This is a genomic window from Vibrio sp. 10N.261.55.F4 (assembly GCF_041470465.1).
In the GTDB taxonomy this organism is placed as follows: domain Bacteria; phylum Pseudomonadota; class Gammaproteobacteria; order Enterobacterales; family Vibrionaceae; genus Vibrio; species Vibrio crassostreae_C.
In genome coordinates this window covers 22,329-41,898 of sequence record NZ_JBFRMM010000017.1, presented here as the reverse complement: position 1 = coordinate 41,898, position 19,570 = coordinate 22,329, and the positions used below count along the sequence as shown (strand labels likewise).

Here is a 19,570-nt window from a genome sequence, read left to right as displayed (position 1 = left end):
ACTTCAGGTCGCACGGACAACTCCGAGTTACATCTTCGCTAATTTAGCAAAGCATGAATTATTAAACGAATAAAAAAGTCGTTTACGCGAATGTCCAGTATAACTGGAGCATATAACCTAGGACGGCGGCAGATACTGTCGTCATCTTAGACGATTGTGCAAAAGTGGCGATAAATCAGAACGATTAGCTCATCACGTTGTGAAATAGTGTGGGCTTTACCGAACATTACTATTAATTTCAATCAATTGAGTTTATTAAACGGTGTACCTGAAGAATGGCTGTAGAGTGTGCGAATGAGTGTTTGAGCGTCTTTCGAAAACGTGTCTGACCACCATTGCCCTACCAAAAATTCCCTTTGTAAACCTAAAGCGCGTACCAACTCGGTAGCGATCGCTTCTTTAGTAAGACTGCTGGTCTCACAGCGAGGATGGCTATAGTTAAACCAAATCTTCTGTTGCTCATGATAGTAGTGAGTGTCTGGATCAAAGTGAGTCAGCAATTGCGTCGAAAACGGTGCGTTAGCAGTACTTATACAGTAACTGTTGGTCCCCTTACTCAGCATGGAAAAATGCGTGTTGTGACCAATGATGATCCCGCGGTCAATCTCATGGAGCTGATAAAAAGCAGCGTCGTTAAACTGACCGTTGCTGATGTTGAGAACCTCGTCTTTATACTCGTATAGAGGATGGTAAAACGATTTTGCTTCGTCGATAACCGGATACCCAATCGCACCGTGCACCAGCTCTATCGCCTCGATGATAGCCTCTGGTGGTGCGGTTTCACTTTCAGACACGAAGTACAGTGGAATTAGCTCATCGGTACGCCAACGGACAGTGGCTTTGTTCAGGGTGTAATCGGCTGTCGATACCCCATTGCGAAACTCGATGATCTCTTGAATCTCTTGCTGGCTCGGTGACCATGGCGTGTCGACAGGTTGCTCTTTATCATCGTCAGAGCAGCCCAATAACATAGCAAGACTGAGAAAAAAAGGGGCGGTCCAATGTCTCATTATCAATTCTCAAACAGAATTTTTGAGCCATACGGGATGCCTTCAGTCTTATCATCGGTATACACGTTCACCATATGAAGCCTTCCCAATTGTGTCTGAATGCTGGCGGTAAAGCCGGTAGTAAAGCTGCCTAGCGCCATGATGAGTGACTTACCATCTTGAGACAACTCGGCTCGCATATTCGATGAGGAGCTTTCAAGGTGCCAATCAACAACTTTGTCATTGCCCACAAGAACAACCGTGACCTGACCCCTTGTCCTTACCGTGGTTTCGACCATACCAGAATGGCCTCGCTCTGCGTCAATCACTAAAGGTCCCACGTAAGAGCCGACACATCCGTTAGCATTTGCGTAAGACGCAAAACTGGCTGCAGTAATAGTTGCAGCAATAAGTAGTTTTTTCATAAATAGAAGGTGTGATGTAAATGGCCGTAAACCCTAACATATCATATAGTTATTTTCATAGGTTATAGTGTTAATGGGTGTGTCATTGTGTCTATTTTTTGTCACAGATCTGGCTTTTGTTCTGCTTTAATTAAACAGGAGAGGGTAAGGAAAAGAAGTAGACATCAATGCATGTAGAGCTGCTGCCCTAGCTAGGCTTTGGAGCACAAGCGCGCTAGCGGTGATCACATAAGATGATCTACCCTTTCAGCACGGAACTGTCGAGTAGACGACACTTGTTACCAAGTGCCGCCCCTCTAAGAACCGTACGTGCAACTTTCACTGCATACGGCTCAAGCCTCCACTAAGGCATCATTGATACCCAGCAACTTATAACGCAGTCGGGACAGGCTCTTTCCAAGAGTTACGAGCTAGCCTTTTAGATTTTCTCTTCACCAAATATTATTGGTATTGAGGGTCAAAAGGGGTCGCTGCATTCCTGATTTTTACGTGTCGCTCGATGGGCACTTTAGCTATTTGGAACAGATTGAAGTGACAGTCCATGTCCATGATTTTCTGCCAACCGTGAAATTGCCACTGGCCTTTACGATTGAGAAAATACTTATGAACAACCCAGTCTTTGGACTTGGTTGGATGACGTCTAACTGCCCAGTGCCATAACGCTTGGAATAGTTTGTGGCCGACATACCCGAATACTTGTTTAGCAACACAGTGGCGATAGTAATTCGCCCACCCTCTAAGTTTCGGATTTATCAACTTGATAAGATCGTTAACAGGGATGGTTGCGTGCTTTTTAATAAGTTCACGTAGATTTCTGAGAAATAACAGCGTGTTAGATTTGCTCGGTTTAATGAGCAATTTCCCTTTGTACTTCCTGTGATTGAAACCCAGAAAGTCAAAGCCATCATCAATATGAGTGACCTTCGTTTTCTCTTCGGAGAGGGTTAACCCTCTTTCTGCCAGAAAGTCAGCAATCAACGGTTTGATATCGTTCACTAGCACTTCCTTTGAAGAGCAGGTGACCACGAAATCATCCGCATAACCAATAAAGTTGGCCCTAGCACCCATTTTCAGAGCTGTAGATTTTATTCGTTGCTCTATTCCCACGAGAGTCATTAGCATCAAGGTTGGAGATATTATCCCACCTTGAGGTGTGCCCTCATCGGTATCATAGAACAGACCCTTATCCACATAGCCAGACTTTAACCATTGCTCTAACATACGTTTATCAACCGTGATATTGTCGATAAGCCATTGATGCCCGATTTTGTCGAAGCAAGCCTTAATATCTCCCTCAAGAATCCATTTCGCTGATCGCTTTAGAGCCAAACATTTGAAACACTGACTGACGGCGTCAGCCGTACTGCGATTTGGCCTAAACCCATAGCTATTGCAGGGCGGGATCGCACTTTGTTAACAAATATGATCTAATAGTGCTAAATCCACAATCACACAGCCATTTTGAACTTAATCGAACACTTATCAGTCGTCCAAGACACTCGGTCAGACATTAATCAGAAGCATGATCTTATCGATGTCATGTTCCTTGTAATTAGCGCCATCGCATCTGGATGTGAAGGATGGCAAGATATTGAATTGTTTGGGAAAGACAAACTAGATTGGCTGAGAAAATACAGAACATTTGAACATGGTATTCCACGTCGGCATACAATAGCCCGTATTTTACGTTCAGTTGTCGCAGAATCTTTGCTAGAGGCATTAGCCCTGTGGATTAACGAGCAACGCACTAGTCAACACAAGCCGATAATCGCATTCGATGGAAAAGTGCTGCGTGGCTCATACCGAAATGACAAAAAAACAGCGTTACAATTGGTTACCACCTACGACACTGAACGTGGCCTCGTTTTGAGTCAAAAGCCGACTGAGAGCAAAAATGGCGAGATCAACGTTGTACGCCAAATGCTTGATGTTATTAACGTAAAAGGCAGTGTCATCACCATTGATGCCCTGCATTGTCAGCGCGATACGCTCGAGAAAATTGCAGAGAAAAAGGCTCACGTTGTTGTTCAAGTGAAGAACAACCAGCCCAAATTGAGAGTGGCTATTGTGGAGCAATTTCAAGCTGTCTTTGAAGCAGGTAAAGAGAAAATAGTTACCGAAATCAAAGAGAAGCACCATGGCCGCAGTGAAGAAAGATATGTATTTCAGTTAAAGGCTAAGTTACCTAAAGAGCTTGCGGAGAAATGGCCGACAGTACGAAGCATCATTGCGGTGGAGCGGCATCGAGTGATCAACGGAAAAGGAAGTGTAGACACCTCATATTACATAAGCTCTATGTCGCCGAATCACAAAATGCTAGGCCACTACATTCGTCAGCATTGGCGTATTGAAAACAGCCAGAATTACGTATTAGATGTTGTTTTTAAAGAGGATTACTCACGGATCACGCTAGATGGTGCTGTAGAAAATATAGCGTTGTTTAGACGCTTTGTGATGAACATGCTGAAGCAATGCGAATGTGGTGCACCAAGCCAAAAAGTGAAGTTGAAGAAGGCTGCTTGGAACGATGATTATCGGGCACGAGTCTTCTTTGGGTTATAAATTGAACAAAGTGTGCTCGCGCCCTGGGGTTAATAGTGCGCTTACTTTTAAATAGATTGAACTGTAATATTTCCTTACAAATTAGAGAGTTAATTAATTGCTATATATACAGTATTTACGGAGACTTATAAGGTAAATTTCAATAACTTGCAGTATGATTCTTTACACAGATCGTCTGTTTTATGCACTATTCTAATTAGAAAATATAGCTATGAATAATAAAGTAACGTTTTCATTTGTTTTTTTAATGACCCTATCGGGATGCTCCAGTCACCAGCAGCATACTCAGGTTATTGATCAAGCCAATAGTTACGACATAGTTCATCAGTCTGGGAATAATAATCCTGATGTGAACAACAAAGTGTTACTAATTAATGAAGTCTCTATTAATGAGCAGTTAGATCATATTGAAACCGGTCGTTATTTCGCCAAAGACAGCGGTGATAATACTTACTATATTTTTGATAGTAAGAATATTGATGACTCAAGTCTCGAGTTAACTAAGCTTATTGAACAGACTCGCTTAGCCAGCGATTACGGGTATGTTGGTGCTTATAACGCTATTGATACAGCTGGATTTATGGTCAGTAGTTCAACTTTGAACCCGAATACTACTCTGGCGTTAAACTCGATTAAAAATTTATATTATAGCCATTCAAAATATAATGATGAAAGATTGTTCATCATTATTACTGGTCATACCGACTCCTCAGGTTCGTGGCAATACAATAAGCAGTTATCACGAGATCGTGCCGACTCAGCGGCGCGCTACTTAATGGCACAAGGCGTTCCGAATGAAGCGTTATTACGTATGGCAGCAGGGCCTGATTACCCGATTGCTAAAAACGATAGTGTAGAAAATAAAGCGAAGAACCGTCGTGTGGAGTTCTTTATTACTCATGATGTGAATTTCATTAGTGATTACTATCGTTCAGCACCTTGCTTCTCTAATGGCTGTGAATCCAGAGAGCTTCAGGCTGTTGGTTATGCACGTGATGGCAAGGTCACGACGAACTCTCGTCACATTCCAACCGAACTGAAAACAATTCGTGTGGCGAAAGAGCCAGAAGAAGTTCGCAGTTTTGAAGCTGAAGAGTTACAGCAAGAGCGTACCCAGTCTGAAAAAAACATTCGTTATCGTTCTTTGTCGCTGCCGCCAACGCGTGGTTAAACGACACTTCGTTACATCATAGGCAAAACCAAGGTAGAAGGATTTATCTAGGTTTCGTAATTTTGGCTCTTAGTATAGATAGTTATTGGGCATGAATAAGCAATATTTTTATTATTTACTTTTAATATTGGCACTATCAGGCTGCTCTTCTCCTGAGCGTGTGGATTATATAGATAAAGAAAACCAATCAGTCGAGGGTATGCAAGAGACCGCTTTAACTCGCAAAGAAGAGGCGCTTTCTGAGGTAGAAAAGGACTTTTCTTGGGTGGCTGAAGTGGGTGATGATGAGCTGTACTTTCCTGTTGAGAAGGCGGGGGGCTATGTGCATTTCTACCCAAGCCAGCAGGCAGGGGAGCCGCTTAATGAACTGGGAGATGGGATTGCGATTTTACGTAATTTATCGGCCAGCTCTGGCTTTGCCGTTAATAGCGATAAGTTGAATAGTGACATAAAAGCTCAGCTAGCCGAGGTTGCGGTGACTTATCATGAAAGGCAAGCGGCGCGTGATAATCAGCTTTTAGTGATTACTGGTCATACTGATGCGTCTGGCTCATGGGCTCATAATATTGATTTATCGCTAAGGCGAGCACTGTCAACCGCTCGTTACCTAGAGCAGCAAGGAGTGCTACATAATTCACTCGTTTTGATCGCGGGTGGTCCTGATTATCCTATCGCAAAAAATAACAGTCAAAGTAATAAGGCCCGCAATCGCCGTGTGGAGATCTTGATGACTGAAAATGAGCAGTTTGCTTCTCACTTATACCGTCATTATCGCTGCGCCGGGCAATCATGTAATGCTCGTTCTATGGAAGTATGGGCTTATTCCCGTGATAAGAAAGTGAGTAGTGATCTACGTGACTTTGAGTCTTTTAGTGAGCTTCGTTCTGATTTGGAGCTATTGGCAAAAGAACGTACGGGGCCACAAGTAAGAAGAACCTTTAGAAAGGCACCATTTTCGGTGTTTATATACCGAGAGTTCGATATAAAAAAATATATTAGTAAATAGAATTAGAAGATTTTACTACTTTAATATTTAATCATTTTGATACGTTAGGGCGAGAAATATACATGCAACAGGTGAAAACGGATATTGAAAAATTTATGGTGCAGCGACCGCTTGAAAGTGCGGTTATAGCCAAGGACCTTAGTCAGGATATTCAGCGTAAGGTTCGTGAGGAAGTGGAAGCTGCAGAGCAAACGAACTTGGTTGTTACCGACCATAATTCACACACCAATGGAATGCTATCTGTTATTCGCGATCCTCTTGAGCATTTGGGGCGTTGGTTCTCTGATTTTTCTCAATTGCAAACTCGTTTACGTAAACATGCTGATGAGTCAGCATACATGAAGAAAGATACTGAGTATCAGCAAGTTTGTAACACGAAAGCCGATGCTTTAGCGGCGAAAAAAACCAGCTATGTTCAGGAAAGTGGCTATCAAGATGCGAAAGATGAGTTAGAAAAAACCAAAACGCGTTACGATAAAATGTTTAATTCTGCCGGTGGTAAGCCGCCGAGAAAAGTGAACCCGCTGATTTACTCGCTGGGTCTGCTTATTCCTAGTGTGCCAGAGTTTTGGATGAACTATGAAACGTTAGGTGAACTGCTGAATATTCCTCTGTTTGCTTTAGCGTTAGCGTTTGTGAGTGCCATTGTTACTGCGGCAGCGGCTCACTTTCATGGCAAGTTCTTAAAACAACGTTTAGAGCTGATGGGACCGGATGTTGAATCTCGTGAAAAGCGACAACACTATCGAATGCAGGCTTTTGCTTGGTTGGCGTTAATTTCGATTACGGTCGGTATCTTAATGGTTCGTTATCAAGCGATTGCTCGTGAATTAGCCGCGGTTGATATGGGTATGTGGGGCGATGCATCGGCATCTCAAGAGTCGGCAATGATGCTGTTATTCCCATTCATCATTTTCTCTATTGCACCTTGGTTTATCAGTATGTTCTGTGCCTATGTGTTAAATGATGCCAAACCATCTTACCAGGAAGCGCAAAAAGATTTCACCAGTGCTCGTGAGCGTTTTAACCGTTTGGATAAGGGTTTGAATAAAGAGTTAAACCAGGTTGAAGCGAAATTTTCTAAGCAGATCGCTGAGCTAGCGAATGCGCAAGAAGCTGAATTGATGGAATTGAAAAAGATTGAGCGTTTGCAAGAAGAGTTGGCCAATCATGCTGATGGTATTCTTGGTCAGGTGCATAAAGAGGTTAACCGCAACTTACGTACTTACCACAATAATCTAGTGATGCAGCTTCGTGCTAAGCAGCTTGAGGAAGTGAAAATTGGTGCGGAGATGAAGAGTTTAGATACTTACTACAAGCATGATATTGCGATTAGTAAAGACCAATTAATGAATATGGTTGCGTAATTCCATGAAAAATATGATGAATAAAATTAAATCTGCCGCGCTACTGACTGCGCTGTGTGCGCCACAAGCTTTTGCTTCTGGGATGATTAATACGGGTGGCTTTGATGCTGCTAAGTACTGTCTTAGTGAGGGGGCGCCTCGTCAAACTTATTTGGTGATTGATACGACGTCCATTCCAAACAATAGTGCCAGTTGGGCGCAAGATATTATGCAAACTCTACCGCCGTCATATTTGCCAAGTGAAGAGATTGGTATCTATTATCTTTCTCCAAATGGCGATATGTCTCATGCCTTTACGACTTGTTTTCCTAATGTGAATGCATTAGAAAGCGGCGGTTTATTGCGAGCGGCTCCTGAACGCGTTATCCGTGATGATATGCCAAAGTTGACGCGTTTAATGCAACGTGGATTAGGTGAAGCGATGCAGGCGAGTCCTCATACAGCACAACCGGATTATGACCGTGCTGTGCCTGAAAAGGATTTAGCGCGTAGTTTGTTTCAAGTGACTAATGATATCCGTTTGAACTCAACGCCAATTCGTTTGGTAGTTTATTCTGATGGCATTCAAAATAGCTCAGATGTTTCATTAACGGACTTAAGTGATAGCGATGCAGCAAAAGAAGCGGGTATTGTTCTAGCGGGCAAGCACAATGCTAACTTTAATAATGCGACGGTGTATTTCCACGGGATTGATTCAACGGGTGTGCGTAATGCTCACTTAGCTGCGTTTTGGGAAAGTTACTTGCAAGCTAGTGCTGGTCACTTGAAGAGTTTTTCTTCTAACTTACCAGGTATGAATCGCACGCAATATAATATGCCGGCTATTTCTGACAGTTACTCTGGTGTGATTAAGTCTCAAGGCGTTGAAACGCTGTTTAAATTGCGTATTGAGCGCCCGGAAGGTTTGTCTCGTGGTGAAATTAATCAAGCGTTTGCGAGTATTAATGGCTACGGCATGATGCTAAATGGCAGCTTTGAAACGAAAGGTAATAAGGTTGAGTACAAACTGGAGATTGTTCAGCATCACTCAGGGCTTGATTTTGAATCGGGTGATAGCATTGTTTTGACAGAGAGTGGACAAAAGGCGTCTGGTTTTATTGGTGATTTGAACCCATCGACGATGCAAGCGGATACCAACAATAAGTTCCAGTTCGATCTTGTGTTGGAAAAAGATAATTTCTTAATGTTCTAAATCTTGCAAGAGCTTTTCGTTTCGAAAGCGCTTTAAGGTATTACTAATAGCCTAATTCATACCTCAACGATCGATGTTTAAGTGTATCGGTTAGGCTTTCTTTTGGTTCATCGCGGCTTTCCGGGGAAAGCCGCTTTTATCTTCAAGAAGAAGTAGTCGGTATCTCGATACCCATACCCATACCCATACCCCATTCGCTTGATTAGCTTTATCTTGTTGTTTATCCTTTCCAATGTGCAGGTGTTGAGCGGATAACTTGCCGATGCGATAATGCCGTGAAGATAAGGACTCAGTTTTCGTGCGAACTCTTTCAATGGCTTAATTCCACTCTCTTGTACTTGTGACCACCACGCCGCGTTGAAGATATATACCATTCAGACTGAACCCTTCAAAAGGGCTTTTCGGCACTAAAAGTTATTCGTATTTTCCTAACCAAACAGATTTCTCTAAGAAGATTCTGCCCCATTCGGTGTTACGTTTGATTTGATTCCCACTTGACTACCTAGTCGTTCAGCATACTTTTTCTTATGAATGGGGGCTACTAGATGTTATTGTAAGCTGTTGTTATATAGTGCTTATAGGGCAGTGATATGGAAGGTGTTGTTAGGGTTGCTTTGGCTCAATACAGAGTTAAAAGCAGAAATATTGCAGTGAACATGGAATCTCACAAAGAGCTATGTGTGCAAGCAGCGCATTTAGGTGCGAATATAATCACATTCCCTGAGCTGTCGTTAACAGGCTATGAACCCGAATTATTATCAGAATTAGCAATAAATCGCTCATCACCATTGATTGAAGAGCTTTCTAGTACTGCGGTATCAAATGGTTTGACGATTATTGTTGGATGTCCTTTAAGAAGTGAGCACTCAACTCCTTATATAGGGGCTGTTGTTTTACATGCTAGCGGAGAGGTAAATTACTACCAAAAGCAATACCTTCATGAAGGAGAAAACAATTACTGCGTTGCTGGCGATGATAATTACTTTTTTAGCGTTAATAATGTGAAGGTTGGACTCGCTGTTTGTGCCGATTTTACAGAGCCAATGCATTACAGCGATGCCAAGGCTGCAAATGTCGATATATACCTAGTAAGTGCACTGATTTCAAAAAAAGGTTTCTCACTAGATAGTGAGCTGCTATCTAGTATTGCAAAGAAGCTTGATGTACCTGTCTTGCTGTCAAACTTCGTTGGAAAGACAGGAGGTTGGGACACGGCTGGAAAATGTAGCGTCTGGGACAGTGAAGGTGAGATTGTTGTTCAAGGCAGCGAGATACTGGAGGGTATCACGGTGTGTACAATTACGAACGGTAAAATTGATAATATGTACTTTCAATCACTGGACAAAGCTGGCTCAGAGTAGCTCGGCAAACTCAGAAATGCCCCGAAGTGAGCCGGAGTGAGATTGAACCTAATTTCAATTATCTGAGTTTTGGTTTACTTTTCCTAATGCTTAGAGTTCTAACTTTGTGGCCAAATTTGCTAATTCACAACAGTAAGAAAGAAGCAGATTAGTGAAAAAGAGGGATTAGCGCAGCTACCTGCGTTTTGAGTCTACGAACTTAGCCAGATCTTCCAGATGAACCACCAACTTTGCCTTTTGCCCTTCCCCCATAGCCACGACAGGAATGAGCAAACTTCCCGAAAGGTAATGACGCCTTGCAACTCTATAGGTAACTCCTAAGTACTCTTCACAAAGCTCTGAGAGCGGGATAAGGACCTTTCCATGTTGCTTTAGAAGCAAATCAAAAGTTGAGATTCTTTTCATAGCCTCGATCTCCAGTTATCTACTGGTTATACTATGAACAATGATTTGAAAAGTTTGGCAAAATAGCAGGATGTTTTTACGTGTTTCGACTTTGACTAGCAGATTTATGATATGAAAAGTTAACTATGGGCACTCAGTGGGCACAAACCAATAATTAAATATTTGTAATTCATTAGGTTAGTTAAAATTCGCTACTATCGAGCATTGGAGCGACAGACAATCTACATGAATGTGTCATGGTAAAGTACCCTGGTAGCGAGTCAAAAAAATATGCTGGAATACCCAGCAAAAGCAAGGTCGGCTATTGTAAATGCTATGCCCTGTTTGTGCTATATGAACTTTACCTCATACTTTTTTATAAACCTATTCACCAGTTCTCTAATTCAGCCTCATTAATCAGTTATGCCTTGAGTCACACTGTCATTTTGAGTTACCTTGTCTTATTCAAAGTCGTGGGTCACAATACGCTCTGTACCTGACTTTAATAGAAATCATTGGCTCCCAAAACGTAGTAACCTAGAAATAGGGTTTAAATAGGGATGTCCGATTGAATGGTGAAAAATTTGGACCACACATTAATAGAGCAAGTTGAAGGGATATGCGCATCGCGAGGCGTTAGATTAACACCTCAAAGAAAGCGAGTGTTTGAGCTCATCCTCTCTAATAAAAAAGCCTCCAGTGCTTATGAATTATTAGAGCAGTTGAAAGTCAGTGAACCGCAAGCCAAGCCACCTACAGTATATCGCGCTTTGGATTTCTTGTTGGAGCAAGGTTTCATTCACAGAGTTGAGTCAACCAATAGCTTCATATGCTGCTGCTCTTGCAATGCCAACAAACATTTCTCCCAACTACTGATCTGCGATAAATGTGGCACTGTGATAGAACTGCAGGACGATGCGCTTGTCACCCTACTCGCCAGTAACGCTGAGAAGCATGGCTTTCAATTGACGAATCATGTCATTGAATCGCATGGCATTTGCCAATCTTGCTCCTCCGAGATGAAAGAATAAGATTATAGAAGAACATTATGCGCGCTGAATTTGTAAACCCGTTTTTAGCTTCTTTGATGAACGTATTAAAAACGATGGCTTCTCTAGAATTGAAGCCACAAAAACCGAGAGTTAAGAAAGATGAAATCGCTCGTGGTGATGTATCCGGCCTAATTGGTATGGTGGGTACACAATCTCGTGGCTCTATGTCGATCACCTTTGATGAAGGTCTCGCTCTCGAAATCATGGAAAACATGCTTGGTGAACGACCAAACGGCCTCAACGAAGAAGTGACCGATATGGTGGGTGAAATCACTAACATGGTGACTGGCGGTGCGAAACGTATTCTTGCGGAAAGCGGTTTTGACTTCGATATGGCAACACCAATCGTGGTTTCCGGTAAAGGTCATACGATTCGTCACAAGTGTGATGGGGCAATCATCATCATGCCTTTCTCATCTCAATGGGGTAATGCTTTCATCGAGATCTGTTTCGAATAACAGCTGTTTATTTCTAGCAGTACTGAGTATCAACTCAAAGAAGGTTGGCATCATGCCAGCCTTTTTTATTACCTGCGATTTAACCAATGCTTGCTATACAGATACAAAAGCGCCAACCCGAAGGTTGGCGTTTTTTTGGTGCTATCAACTCAATTAAGCTTTAAGCGCTTTAAATGCGTTGATTAGACCGTTAGTTGAGCTGTCGTGAGACGTTACTTGAGCATCGTCAGCAAGCTCTGGAAGAATTTGGTTTGCTAGTTGCTTACCAAGTTCTACACCCCACTGGTCGAAGCTGAAGATGTTCCAGATAACGCCTTGAACGAAGATCTTGTGCTCGTACATCGCGATTAGGTTACCTAAAGAGCGAGGGTTGATTTGCTTAACAAGAATAGAGTTCGTTGGACGGTTACCTTCAAATACTTTGAAAGGTACAAGCTCAGCCACTTCTTCAGCTGTTTTGCCAGCCGCTAGGAATTCAGCTTCCACTGTCTCTTTTGTCTTACCGAAAGCAAGCGCTTCAGTTTGAGCAAAGAAGTTAGACATTAGCTTCTGGTGGTGATCAGATGCTGGGTTGTGGCTGATAGCAGGAGCAATAAAGTCTGATGGGATCAGCTTAGTGCCTTGGTGAATCAGTTGGTAGAAAGCGTGCTGACCGTTTGTACCTGGTTCACCCCAGATGATAGGACCAGTTTGGTATTCTACTGGATTGCCGTCACGGTCTACAAACTTACCGTTTGATTCCATGTTGCCTTGCTGGAAGTAAGCTGCAAAACGGTGCATGTACTGGTCGTAAGGTAGAATTGCTTCTGACTCAGCGCCGTGGAAGTTGTTATACCAAATACCGATAAGCGCAAGGATTACTGGAATGTTGCTTTCAAACTCAGTTGAAGCAAAGTGGTTATCCATCTCGTGAGCACCTTCTAGTAGCTCAACGAAGTTATCGAAGCCAACAGATAGTGAGATAGAAAGACCGATTGCAGACCATAGTGAGTAACGACCACCAACCCAGTCCCAGAATTCGAACATGTTGTCAGTATCAATACCAAACTCAGCGACCGCAGTTGCGTTAGTTGATAGTGCTGCGAAGTGTTTAGCTACGTGTGCGTTGTCACCCGCTTCAGCCAAGAACCAATCACGTGCAGAGTGCGCGTTAGTCATTGTTTCTTGAGTCGTGAATGTTTTAGATGCCACTAAGAATAGCGTTGTTTCTGGGTTAAGAGGCTTAAGTGTCTCAACGATGTGAGTGCCATCTACGTTAGAAACGAAGTGCATGTTTAGGCGAGTTTTGTATGGCGTTAGTGCTTCAGTCACCATGTATGGACCAAGATCCGAACCGCCGATACCGATGTTAACTACATCAGTGATCTCTTTACCTGTGTAACCTTTCCACTCACCAGAAACGATGCGGTGTGTGAACAGTTCCATTTTTGCTAGTACAGCGTTAACTGCTGGCATTACGTCTTTGCCGTCAACCATTACTGGCTTGTCGCTACGGTTACGTAGAGCAGTGTGAAGTACTGAACGACCTTCAGTCTTGTTGATTGCATCACCACCGAACATTGCTTCGATTGCAGACTTAACTTCAGTCTCGTTCGCAAGAGCAAATAGGTGCTGCATAGTTTCAGCATCGATAAGGTTCTTAGAGTAATCCACTAAGATGTCAGAACCGAAACGAGTAGAAAAGTTCTCGAAACGCTTTGCATCTTGAGCAAACAGCTCTTTCATATCCATATCTTGAGCAGACTCAAAATGTGCCGTTAGAGCTTTCCACGCTTGTGTTTGCGTTGGGTTGATATTTTTCAACATGGTATCTATCCCGATGTTACTGTAGGTTTTATTCTAAACGTCACCTGGGTGATGAATAGAACCCCCGATTAGGCGAAAGTTTATATTTTTCTGTGATGACCAAACCGCGTCACCACTGAAAGATTCTTTGTAATTTTTTTTCACGACGTATTATGCCGCATATGAAGAGCTGTACCTTGAGATAAATCAGGATTAGATTTCCTGACAGAATAATCGGTACAGACTCTAGCTCTAACATAATTAAATGTGAGCGATACCTGATAAATTCAAGTTCAAAAGATAGCGTTAAACCACTTTTTTTCCAAATACATTATAAAGGATGGCGTATGTGGATTCAGAAGACTATACACCTAAATGCACGAAAGCGTGGATTTCATCTCATTACTGATGAAATTGAACAACAGATAAACGATATCAATTCTCTATCTGTTGGTTTATTACATCTTTTTCTTCAACATACTTCTGCCAGCCTCACACTCAATGAGAACGCCGATCCGACGGTTCGCCGCGACATGGAATCACACTTCAATAAGTTCGTACCCGAGCGAGCCGCTTATTACAGACACACCTATGAAGGTGATGATGACATGCCTGCCCACATTAAAGCATCGACACTTGGCACCAGTGTGACAATACCAATTAGCAATGGTCGTTTAGCTTTAGGTACATGGCAGGGCATTTACTTAGGAGAGCACCGAGATTGTGGTGGAAGCCGAACTGTGATTGCTACGATGCAAGGTGAGTAGACTGCTTGAAAACAAGATCTCCTTAATAAAAACAATATCTTGTTAATAAAAAAGAGTGGTGTGTTTCCACGACCACTCTTATAAAAATAGTATTTGGCCTACTGTAGGCCGAAAGGTTTAGAAGGGCTGGTTTATCATAACCCTAAAGGCCCCTTCGTCACCACCTCGCGCCAACTCAGCACGTACAACAATGCCTTCCACTTGGAAACGCACCGCGCCACCTAAGCTCCATTTCATGTCCGAGTGCAGTGTTTTGATGTCGTACTCATCGGCAACGCGCCCTAATTCAGCAAACGCTACCCATTGCCACCAAGGCAAATCGTAGTAGTTTATCAGTGGGATATCGCCAAGTGGTTGCCAGTCAGGAAGTACTCGGTACTCAGCAGAATAATGAACTGCAGAGCGACCGTGATAACGACCTCCGGTATAACCTCGTAAACGATACAAGCCACCAAGTCGAGCTTGTTCTGTTTCCGGTGGACGAGCACAATCCTGCCCAGAACAGTTATCCCAGGTTGGTGTATCAGCAGTATAGAAATCGAGTGCCACAACTTGTTGATCGAATAAGTCCCCTAAAGGACCTAAAGCAAAGTACTGGCTATTTTGGAAGGTCCACTTAAGCCACAAGTCATCGTTAGACCAACTCTCTGCGCCAGTGGTGAACTCAAGGTTAGTGTGAGAACCTCTGGTCGGGTTGCGTGTGCTATCACGGTTATCCCAATCAAACGCCAAACTAAAGCCTGTTGCCTCCTCGGTATTATTTAAACCTTCCAACTCACGAGCAGTATAAAAAGGCGTAAATAGAATCGAACTGACACCCGATTCGATTGGCGAAGCAAAGCTCACATCTTTGATTGGCTGAAAAGCACCGAGTAAACCGTGTTCTGCAACGTTGCCCCAAGGTAGCAAATACTTAAACTCAAACTGATAGTTTTGCTCTAAGCCATCAGCAATGGTTTTGTCATCGATAGATGAATCATTATCGCCTTGAGAACCAATGTAATACGGGTTGTCGTTGAAGCGCGCTTGATACATCTGAGTGCTAAACAATACGTTCTCAGACAAGGCATAGTTAAAAGCCGATAGAAAACCGACGTAACTGTCTTTGTCTGAATAGAGTGCCATACCAAACAGAGCGGCTTGAGGTTGCCAAACACCCTTTGCGACACCCGCAACCCCAAAGGTGTTACCCATGGTTTCGGTGCTGAAGTAGAAAGGGACAAAAGCTGAATCTTTTTCTTCACTCGCAGCGGAAGAAGAAAAGCTGACACCGAGTAATGTCATTGCAGACATTAGCCAGTTTCGAGTCGTTCGCTTGAACATAATTTACTTATCAAGATCCATGATTACTTCACATATTCCATCGCAACACGCGAAGTCAGCTTAGTGACTAACTCGTAAGCGATAGTGCCGATATGTTCAGCCACTTCTTCTGAAGGTAAATCTTTACCCCACAGAGTCGCTTCATCACCCACTTTATCTGCCGCATCAGGGCCTAGATCAACCGTTAGCATGTCCATTGACACACGTCCTGCGATCGGTACTTTTCGACCGTTAACGAACACTGGAGTACCGTTAGGTGCAGTACGAGGATAACCATCACCGTAACCAATCGCGATAACACCAACCTTGGTATCACGTTCACTGGTCCAGTTTCCGCCATAACCCACACTTTCACCGGCTTTCACATCGCGAACGGCAATTAGGTGTGAGGTCAGGGTCATCACAGGCAAAAATCCAAGCTCTTGCGCTGATTTATCAACAAACGGAGAGACACCGTAAGATATGATTCCCGGACGAACCCAATCAAGGTGGCTGTCTGGCCAAGCGAGTAAACCCGCAGAGGCAGCAAGTGAACGCTCCCCTTCACAACCTTCAGTAAGCGACAAGAAAAGCTCTGTCTGTTCAACGGTGGTTGCTCTATCCAGTTCATCAGCACAACCGAAGTGGCTCATGTAACGTAGAGGTTTGGCAACATTCGCACATTGATGCAAACGCTCAACAAAGTTTTGGTATTGCTCAGGGCGAACACCTAATCGGTGCATACCACTGTCGACTTTTAGCCATACCACAACGGGTGTTTCCAAATCCGTATTCTCTAGCGCGCTTAATTGCTCTTCACAATGCACCACCGTTTGAATGTTATTGGTCACCAAGATTGGCAAATCGCACGAAGAGTAAAATCCTTCCAGCAACAAAATAGGTTTAACAATGCCACCAGCACGAAGTTGTAACGCTTCTTCAATACGCGCCACACCAAAAGCATCAGAGCTTTTTGAATGCTTGGCTATATGCAGTAAGCCGTGTCCGTAGCCATTGGCTTTCACAACAGACATGACCTTGCACTGAGGAGCCTTCGACTTTATCTGGTTCAGGTTATGTTCGAGCGCGTTTAAGTCAATGCTCGCCGTCGCCGCTTTCATGTAAGTCATTAGCGATTACTCATCATCAAATGCAGGGCCTGCATAGTTATCAAATCGGGAGTGTTGGCCTTGGAACGTAAGACGAACAGAACCGATCGGACCGTTACGTTGCTTACCAAGGATGATCTCAGCAATGCCTTTCAAGGAACTATCTGGGTTATAAACCTCATCACGATAGATGAACATGATCAAATCGGCATCTTGCTCAATCGAACCTGATTCACGCAAATCCGAGTTTACTGGGCGCTTATCAGCACGTTGCTCTAGGGAACGGTTAAGCTGAGAAAGTGCCACAACCGGAACGTTGAGCTCTTTTGCTAACGCTTTCAATGAGCGAGAAATCTCGGCGATTTCAAGAGTACGGTTATCAGATAACGAAGGTACACGCATTAATTGAAGGTAATCTATCATGATCATAGAGATACCATCGTGTTCACGAGCGATACGTCGAGCACGAGAACGCACTTCTGTTGGCGTTAGACCCGAGCTGTCATCGATATACATATTCTTCTTATCCATCAGAATACCCATACTCGACGAGATACGAGCCCAATCTTCATCATCTAGCTGACCAGTACGAATCTTGGTTTGGTCTACGCGAGAAAGTGACGCAAGCATACGCATCATCAGCTGTTCGGCTGGCATCTCTAGCGAGAAGATTAAAACCGGTTTGTCTTGCTTCATCGCCGCGTTTTCACACAAGTTCATCGCAAATGTGGTTTTACCCATCGATGGACGAGCAGCAACAATAATTAAGTCAGAGCCTTGTAGACCTGCTGTTTTCTTGTTGAGGTCGTTGAAGCCAGTATCGACACCTGTCACACCATCTTGCGGCGTTTTGTATAGGATCTCGATACGTTCTAGCGTCTTCTCTAGAATGCTATCAACGTTTTGTGGACCTTCGTTTTCACTTGCACGGCCTTCGGCAATCGCGAAGACTTTACTTTCAGCAAGATCAACCAGCTCTTCCGATGTACGACCTTGAGGGTCATAACCAGAATCAGCAATCTCATTCGCGACACCAATCAGGCTACGAACAAGTGCACGTTGCGCTACGATATCCGCATACGCATTGATGTTTGCGGCACTTGGTGTGTTTTTCGCTAAGTCAGCAAGGTAAGCAAAGCCACCCACTTCTTCAAGTTGCTCACGCAGCTCTAAATGTTCAGAGAGTGTAATAAGATCCAGAGGAGAACTTTCTTCAAGGATATCCTTTACCGCTTCAAAGATCAGACGGTGAGGACGGCTATAAAAGTCTTTGGCCACAACCTTTTCGGCAACTGTATCCCAGCGTTCGTTATCTAATAACAAACCGCCAATAACAGATTGCTCAGCTTCTAATGAATGTGGCGGGACCTTGATGGCGTCCACCTGATCGTTGGCTGATTTCTGACTTTTGGTATCCACTATGACTACACTCAATAACTAATAATGATCGTTCATTATACCCAAGAACATCCGTTTGTAATCCGATCCTATGAGTTTGTTTTATTCTTCAGGAAGAATTTACCTATTGCTGACGGAATTAACCAAGGGTAGCATTACGATCCTGCCATTCACTCACTGTATAACTAGAGGTATGCGTGTCCAAATTATTGGCTCTGAGCACTGGTCTTCTAAGCACTGGTCTCCTGAGCGCTCCGATGGCCTTAGCTGATGATGCTAAAGACTCTGTTGATGCAATCCTCGACTCTATAGTAGTTTCAGAACCTACTGCTGAGCCGATCGTCGTTGCACCGACACCTGAAGAAAAAGATATGGATATCGCACCGAGTGATACAAGTGATACAGAACTGCCGAGCCCGCTAAAAACGGAAGTCGAATTTGGATATCAGTCGCATACTGGTAACTCTGATTCACGAGCGCTTAACGCACGCCTTAACGGTGAGTACACGGCTGGCCGTCATAGAACCAGTGGTGAATGGAAATACTACAACCTCTACAAAGATGGCGAAGAAGATAAAAGGCAATCGACTTACTCAGCTCAGAGTGACTACAAGTTAAGCCCTAAAACCTACCTTTACGGCAGTTTCAAAGGAGTCGACTCGAGATACAGTGCTTACTTTAAGGACTACACAATTTCGAGTGGTCTGGGTTACCAGTTTTCGAATACCGAAGAGTTTGTGTTGGAAGTCGAAGTGGGACCAGGTTTTCGTTACCAAGAACCGAACCTTGATGAGATTGATGATGATGACATCATCTTCCCAGAGATTGTTGAAGAGGCAATTTTCCGTGGCAACGTGAATACGTCATGGCAGGTGTTGAAGAATTTGCAGCTCAAGGCAGACGTGACGCTTGTCTCTGGTCACAGTAACCTAAAGTTTGATACTGAGTTAGAAGCCATCAACGATATTACTGACAATATCGCGCTGAAGATCGCTCACTCTCGCCAGTACCACGATAAAGTGCCTGAAGGCTTAAGCAAACAAGACTCTGTTCTATCGATCAACTTGCTCTTCCAGTTCTAATCTTAGGCCACCTCTAACCTTGAGAACAACTTGTTCAGCAATAACAGCTTATGGATCACCGTAAGCTTTTTACCTACTGTAGCCCTTCCTTGTACTTTCCTATATTCCAGACATAAAAAAACACCAGCCGAAGCTGGTGTTTAAAACTTTCAAAAGAAAG

General features: G+C 43.4%; 17 protein-coding genes and 2 pseudogenes. 10 read left to right on the top strand and 9 right to left on the bottom strand.

The window, feature by feature from the left end:
- Window positions 1-242: 242 nt before the first annotated feature.
- The 3 genes and pseudogenes from AB4249_RS09655 to AB4249_RS09645 form a co-directional block, all read right to left on the bottom strand.
- Window positions 243-1,010 carry a hypothetical protein gene (locus AB4249_RS09655; RefSeq protein ID WP_372102916.1) on the bottom strand — a complete coding sequence of 256 codons (768 nt, stop codon included), beginning with the start codon at window positions 1,008-1,010 and terminating at the stop codon, window positions 243-245.
- Window positions 1,011-1,012: 2 nt separating this feature from the next.
- Window positions 1,013-1,414 (bottom strand): hypothetical protein, encoded by a 402-nt coding sequence (locus AB4249_RS09650; protein ID WP_372102914.1) that lies wholly within the window; start codon window positions 1,412-1,414, stop codon window positions 1,013-1,015.
- Between the two features lie 369 nt (window positions 1,415-1,783).
- Window positions 1,784-2,806 (bottom strand): annotated as a pseudogene (locus AB4249_RS09645) (reverse transcriptase domain-containing protein); the annotation flags it as partial.
- A gap of 69 nt (window positions 2,807-2,875) precedes the next feature.
- Between AB4249_RS09645 and AB4249_RS09640 the strand changes: the two are divergent.
- The 5 genes from AB4249_RS09640 (at window position 2,876) to AB4249_RS09620 (ending at window position 8,712) form a co-directional block, all read left to right on the top strand.
- A complete protein-coding gene (locus tag AB4249_RS09640) occupies window positions 2,876-3,976 on the top strand; it encodes an ISAs1 family transposase (protein WP_372102912.1) in 1,101 nt (366 codons plus the stop codon).
- Window positions 3,977-4,187: 211 nt separating this feature from the next.
- Window positions 4,188-5,147 (top strand): OmpA family protein, encoded by a 960-nt coding sequence (locus tag AB4249_RS09635; RefSeq protein WP_372102910.1) that lies wholly within the window; start codon window positions 4,188-4,190, stop codon window positions 5,145-5,147.
- 91 nt (window positions 5,148-5,238) lie between these two features.
- Window positions 5,239-6,153 (top strand): OmpA family protein, encoded by a 915-nt coding sequence (locus AB4249_RS09630; RefSeq protein WP_372102908.1) that lies wholly within the window; start codon window positions 5,239-5,241, stop codon window positions 6,151-6,153.
- A 62-nt stretch (window positions 6,154-6,215) separates the two neighbouring features.
- Entirely contained in the window at window positions 6,216-7,520 is a 1,305-nt protein-coding gene (locus tag AB4249_RS09625) for a hypothetical protein (protein WP_372102906.1), read from the top strand.
- A gap of 13 nt (window positions 7,521-7,533) precedes the next feature.
- Window positions 7,534-8,712 carry a hypothetical protein gene (locus AB4249_RS09620; RefSeq protein ID WP_372102904.1) on the top strand — a complete coding sequence of 393 codons (1,179 nt, stop codon included), beginning with the start codon at window positions 7,534-7,536 and terminating at the stop codon, window positions 8,710-8,712.
- A 107-nt stretch (window positions 8,713-8,819) separates the two neighbouring features.
- Here the strand turns inward: AB4249_RS09620 and AB4249_RS09615 are convergent.
- A pseudogene (locus AB4249_RS09615) lies at window positions 8,820-9,065 on the bottom strand (transposase); the annotation flags it as partial.
- 237 nt (window positions 9,066-9,302) lie between these two features.
- Here AB4249_RS09615 and AB4249_RS09610 point away from each other — a divergent pair.
- Window positions 9,303-10,073 carry a carbon-nitrogen hydrolase family protein gene (locus AB4249_RS09610; RefSeq protein WP_372102902.1) on the top strand — a complete coding sequence of 257 codons (771 nt, stop codon included), beginning with the start codon at window positions 9,303-9,305 and terminating at the stop codon, window positions 10,071-10,073.
- A gap of 174 nt (window positions 10,074-10,247) precedes the next feature.
- Here AB4249_RS09610 and AB4249_RS09605 read toward each other — a convergent pair whose 3' ends face one another.
- Window positions 10,248-10,478 carry a pyocin activator PrtN family protein gene (locus AB4249_RS09605; RefSeq protein WP_102319813.1) on the bottom strand — a complete coding sequence of 77 codons (231 nt, stop codon included), beginning with the start codon at window positions 10,476-10,478 and terminating at the stop codon, window positions 10,248-10,250.
- A 551-nt stretch (window positions 10,479-11,029) separates the two neighbouring features.
- Here AB4249_RS09605 and zur point away from each other — a divergent pair.
- Both zur and AB4249_RS09595 read left to right on the top strand, forming a co-directional pair.
- A complete protein-coding gene (zur, locus tag AB4249_RS09600) occupies window positions 11,030-11,488 on the top strand; it encodes a zinc uptake transcriptional repressor Zur (protein WP_017059941.1) in 459 nt (152 codons plus the stop codon).
- Window positions 11,489-11,505: 17 nt separating this feature from the next.
- Entirely contained in the window at window positions 11,506-11,967 is a 462-nt protein-coding gene (locus AB4249_RS09595) for a chemotaxis protein CheX (protein ID WP_017059940.1), read from the top strand.
- A 153-nt stretch (window positions 11,968-12,120) separates the two neighbouring features.
- On the opposite strand, the gene pgi is transcribed toward AB4249_RS09595, so the two are convergent.
- Window positions 12,121-13,773 (bottom strand): glucose-6-phosphate isomerase, encoded by a 1,653-nt coding sequence (gene pgi / locus AB4249_RS09590; RefSeq protein WP_372101207.1) that lies wholly within the window; start codon window positions 13,771-13,773, stop codon window positions 12,121-12,123.
- Between the two features lie 326 nt (window positions 13,774-14,099).
- Here pgi and AB4249_RS09585 point away from each other — a divergent pair, with 326 nt between their 5' ends.
- On the top strand, window positions 14,100-14,519 hold the full coding sequence (locus AB4249_RS09585) for a secondary thiamine-phosphate synthase enzyme YjbQ (RefSeq protein WP_065584774.1): 420 nt from the start codon (window positions 14,100-14,102) through the stop codon (window positions 14,517-14,519).
- A 117-nt stretch (window positions 14,520-14,636) separates the two neighbouring features.
- Here the strand turns inward: AB4249_RS09585 and AB4249_RS09580 are convergent, their stop codons facing one another.
- From AB4249_RS09580 to AB4249_RS09570, 3 genes are read right to left on the bottom strand one after another with little or no spacing between them, the layout of a single operon-like run.
- Entirely contained in the window at window positions 14,637-15,842 is a 1,206-nt protein-coding gene (locus AB4249_RS09580; protein ID WP_065584773.1) for a BamA/TamA family outer membrane protein, read from the bottom strand.
- Between the two features lie 23 nt (window positions 15,843-15,865).
- Complete coding sequence (gene alr / locus AB4249_RS09575; RefSeq protein WP_065584772.1) at window positions 15,866-16,951, bottom strand: alanine racemase; 1,086 nt, start codon at window positions 16,949-16,951, stop codon at window positions 15,866-15,868.
- Window positions 16,952-16,957: 6 nt separating this feature from the next.
- The gene (locus AB4249_RS09570) at window positions 16,958-18,349 is read right to left on the bottom strand and encodes a replicative DNA helicase (RefSeq protein ID WP_016767560.1); all 1,392 of its coding nucleotides are present in this window, start codon (window positions 18,347-18,349) and stop codon (window positions 16,958-16,960) included.
- A gap of 176 nt (window positions 18,350-18,525) precedes the next feature.
- Between AB4249_RS09570 and AB4249_RS09565 the strand changes: the two genes are divergently transcribed.
- Window positions 18,526-19,410 (top strand): DUF481 domain-containing protein, encoded by an 885-nt coding sequence (locus tag AB4249_RS09565; protein WP_017059935.1) that lies wholly within the window; start codon window positions 18,526-18,528, stop codon window positions 19,408-19,410.
- The last annotated feature ends 160 nt before the right edge of the window (window positions 19,411-19,570 follow it).

What these genes read in the sequence shown, in the direction of transcription:
- AB4249_RS09655 (WP_372102916.1), bottom strand. Translation starts at nt 1,010, where the DNA reads ATGAGACATTGGACCGCCCCTTTTTTTCTCAGTCTTGCTATGTTATTG.
- AB4249_RS09650 (WP_372102914.1), bottom strand. Translation starts at nt 1,414, where the DNA reads ATGAAAAAACTACTTATTGCTGCAACTATTACTGCAGCCAGTTTTGCG.
- AB4249_RS09635 (WP_372102910.1), top strand. Translation starts at nt 4,188, where the DNA reads ATGAATAATAAAGTAACGTTTTCATTTGTTTTTTTAATGACCCTATCG.
- AB4249_RS09630 (WP_372102908.1), top strand. Translation starts at nt 5,239, where the DNA reads ATGAATAAGCAATATTTTTATTATTTACTTTTAATATTGGCACTATCA.
- AB4249_RS09625 (WP_372102906.1), top strand. Translation starts at nt 6,216, where the DNA reads ATGCAACAGGTGAAAACGGATATTGAAAAATTTATGGTGCAGCGACCG.
- AB4249_RS09620 (WP_372102904.1), top strand. Translation starts at nt 7,534, where the DNA reads ATGATGAATAAAATTAAATCTGCCGCGCTACTGACTGCGCTGTGTGCG.
- AB4249_RS09610 (WP_372102902.1), top strand. Translation starts at nt 9,303, where the DNA reads ATGGAAGGTGTTGTTAGGGTTGCTTTGGCTCAATACAGAGTTAAAAGC.
- AB4249_RS09605 (WP_102319813.1), bottom strand. Translation starts at nt 10,478, where the DNA reads ATGAAAAGAATCTCAACTTTTGATTTGCTTCTAAAGCAACATGGAAAG.
- zur (WP_017059941.1), top strand. Translation starts at nt 11,030, where the DNA reads ATGGTGAAAAATTTGGACCACACATTAATAGAGCAAGTTGAAGGGATA.
- AB4249_RS09595 (WP_017059940.1), top strand. Translation starts at nt 11,506, where the DNA reads ATGCGCGCTGAATTTGTAAACCCGTTTTTAGCTTCTTTGATGAACGTA.
- pgi (WP_372101207.1), bottom strand. Translation starts at nt 13,773, where the DNA reads ATGTTGAAAAATATCAACCCAACGCAAACACAAGCGTGGAAAGCTCTA.
- AB4249_RS09585 (WP_065584774.1), top strand. Translation starts at nt 14,100, where the DNA reads ATGTGGATTCAGAAGACTATACACCTAAATGCACGAAAGCGTGGATTT.
- AB4249_RS09580 (WP_065584773.1), bottom strand. Translation starts at nt 15,842, where the DNA reads ATGTTCAAGCGAACGACTCGAAACTGGCTAATGTCTGCAATGACATTA.
- alr (WP_065584772.1), bottom strand. Translation starts at nt 16,951, where the DNA reads ATGACTTACATGAAAGCGGCGACGGCGAGCATTGACTTAAACGCGCTC.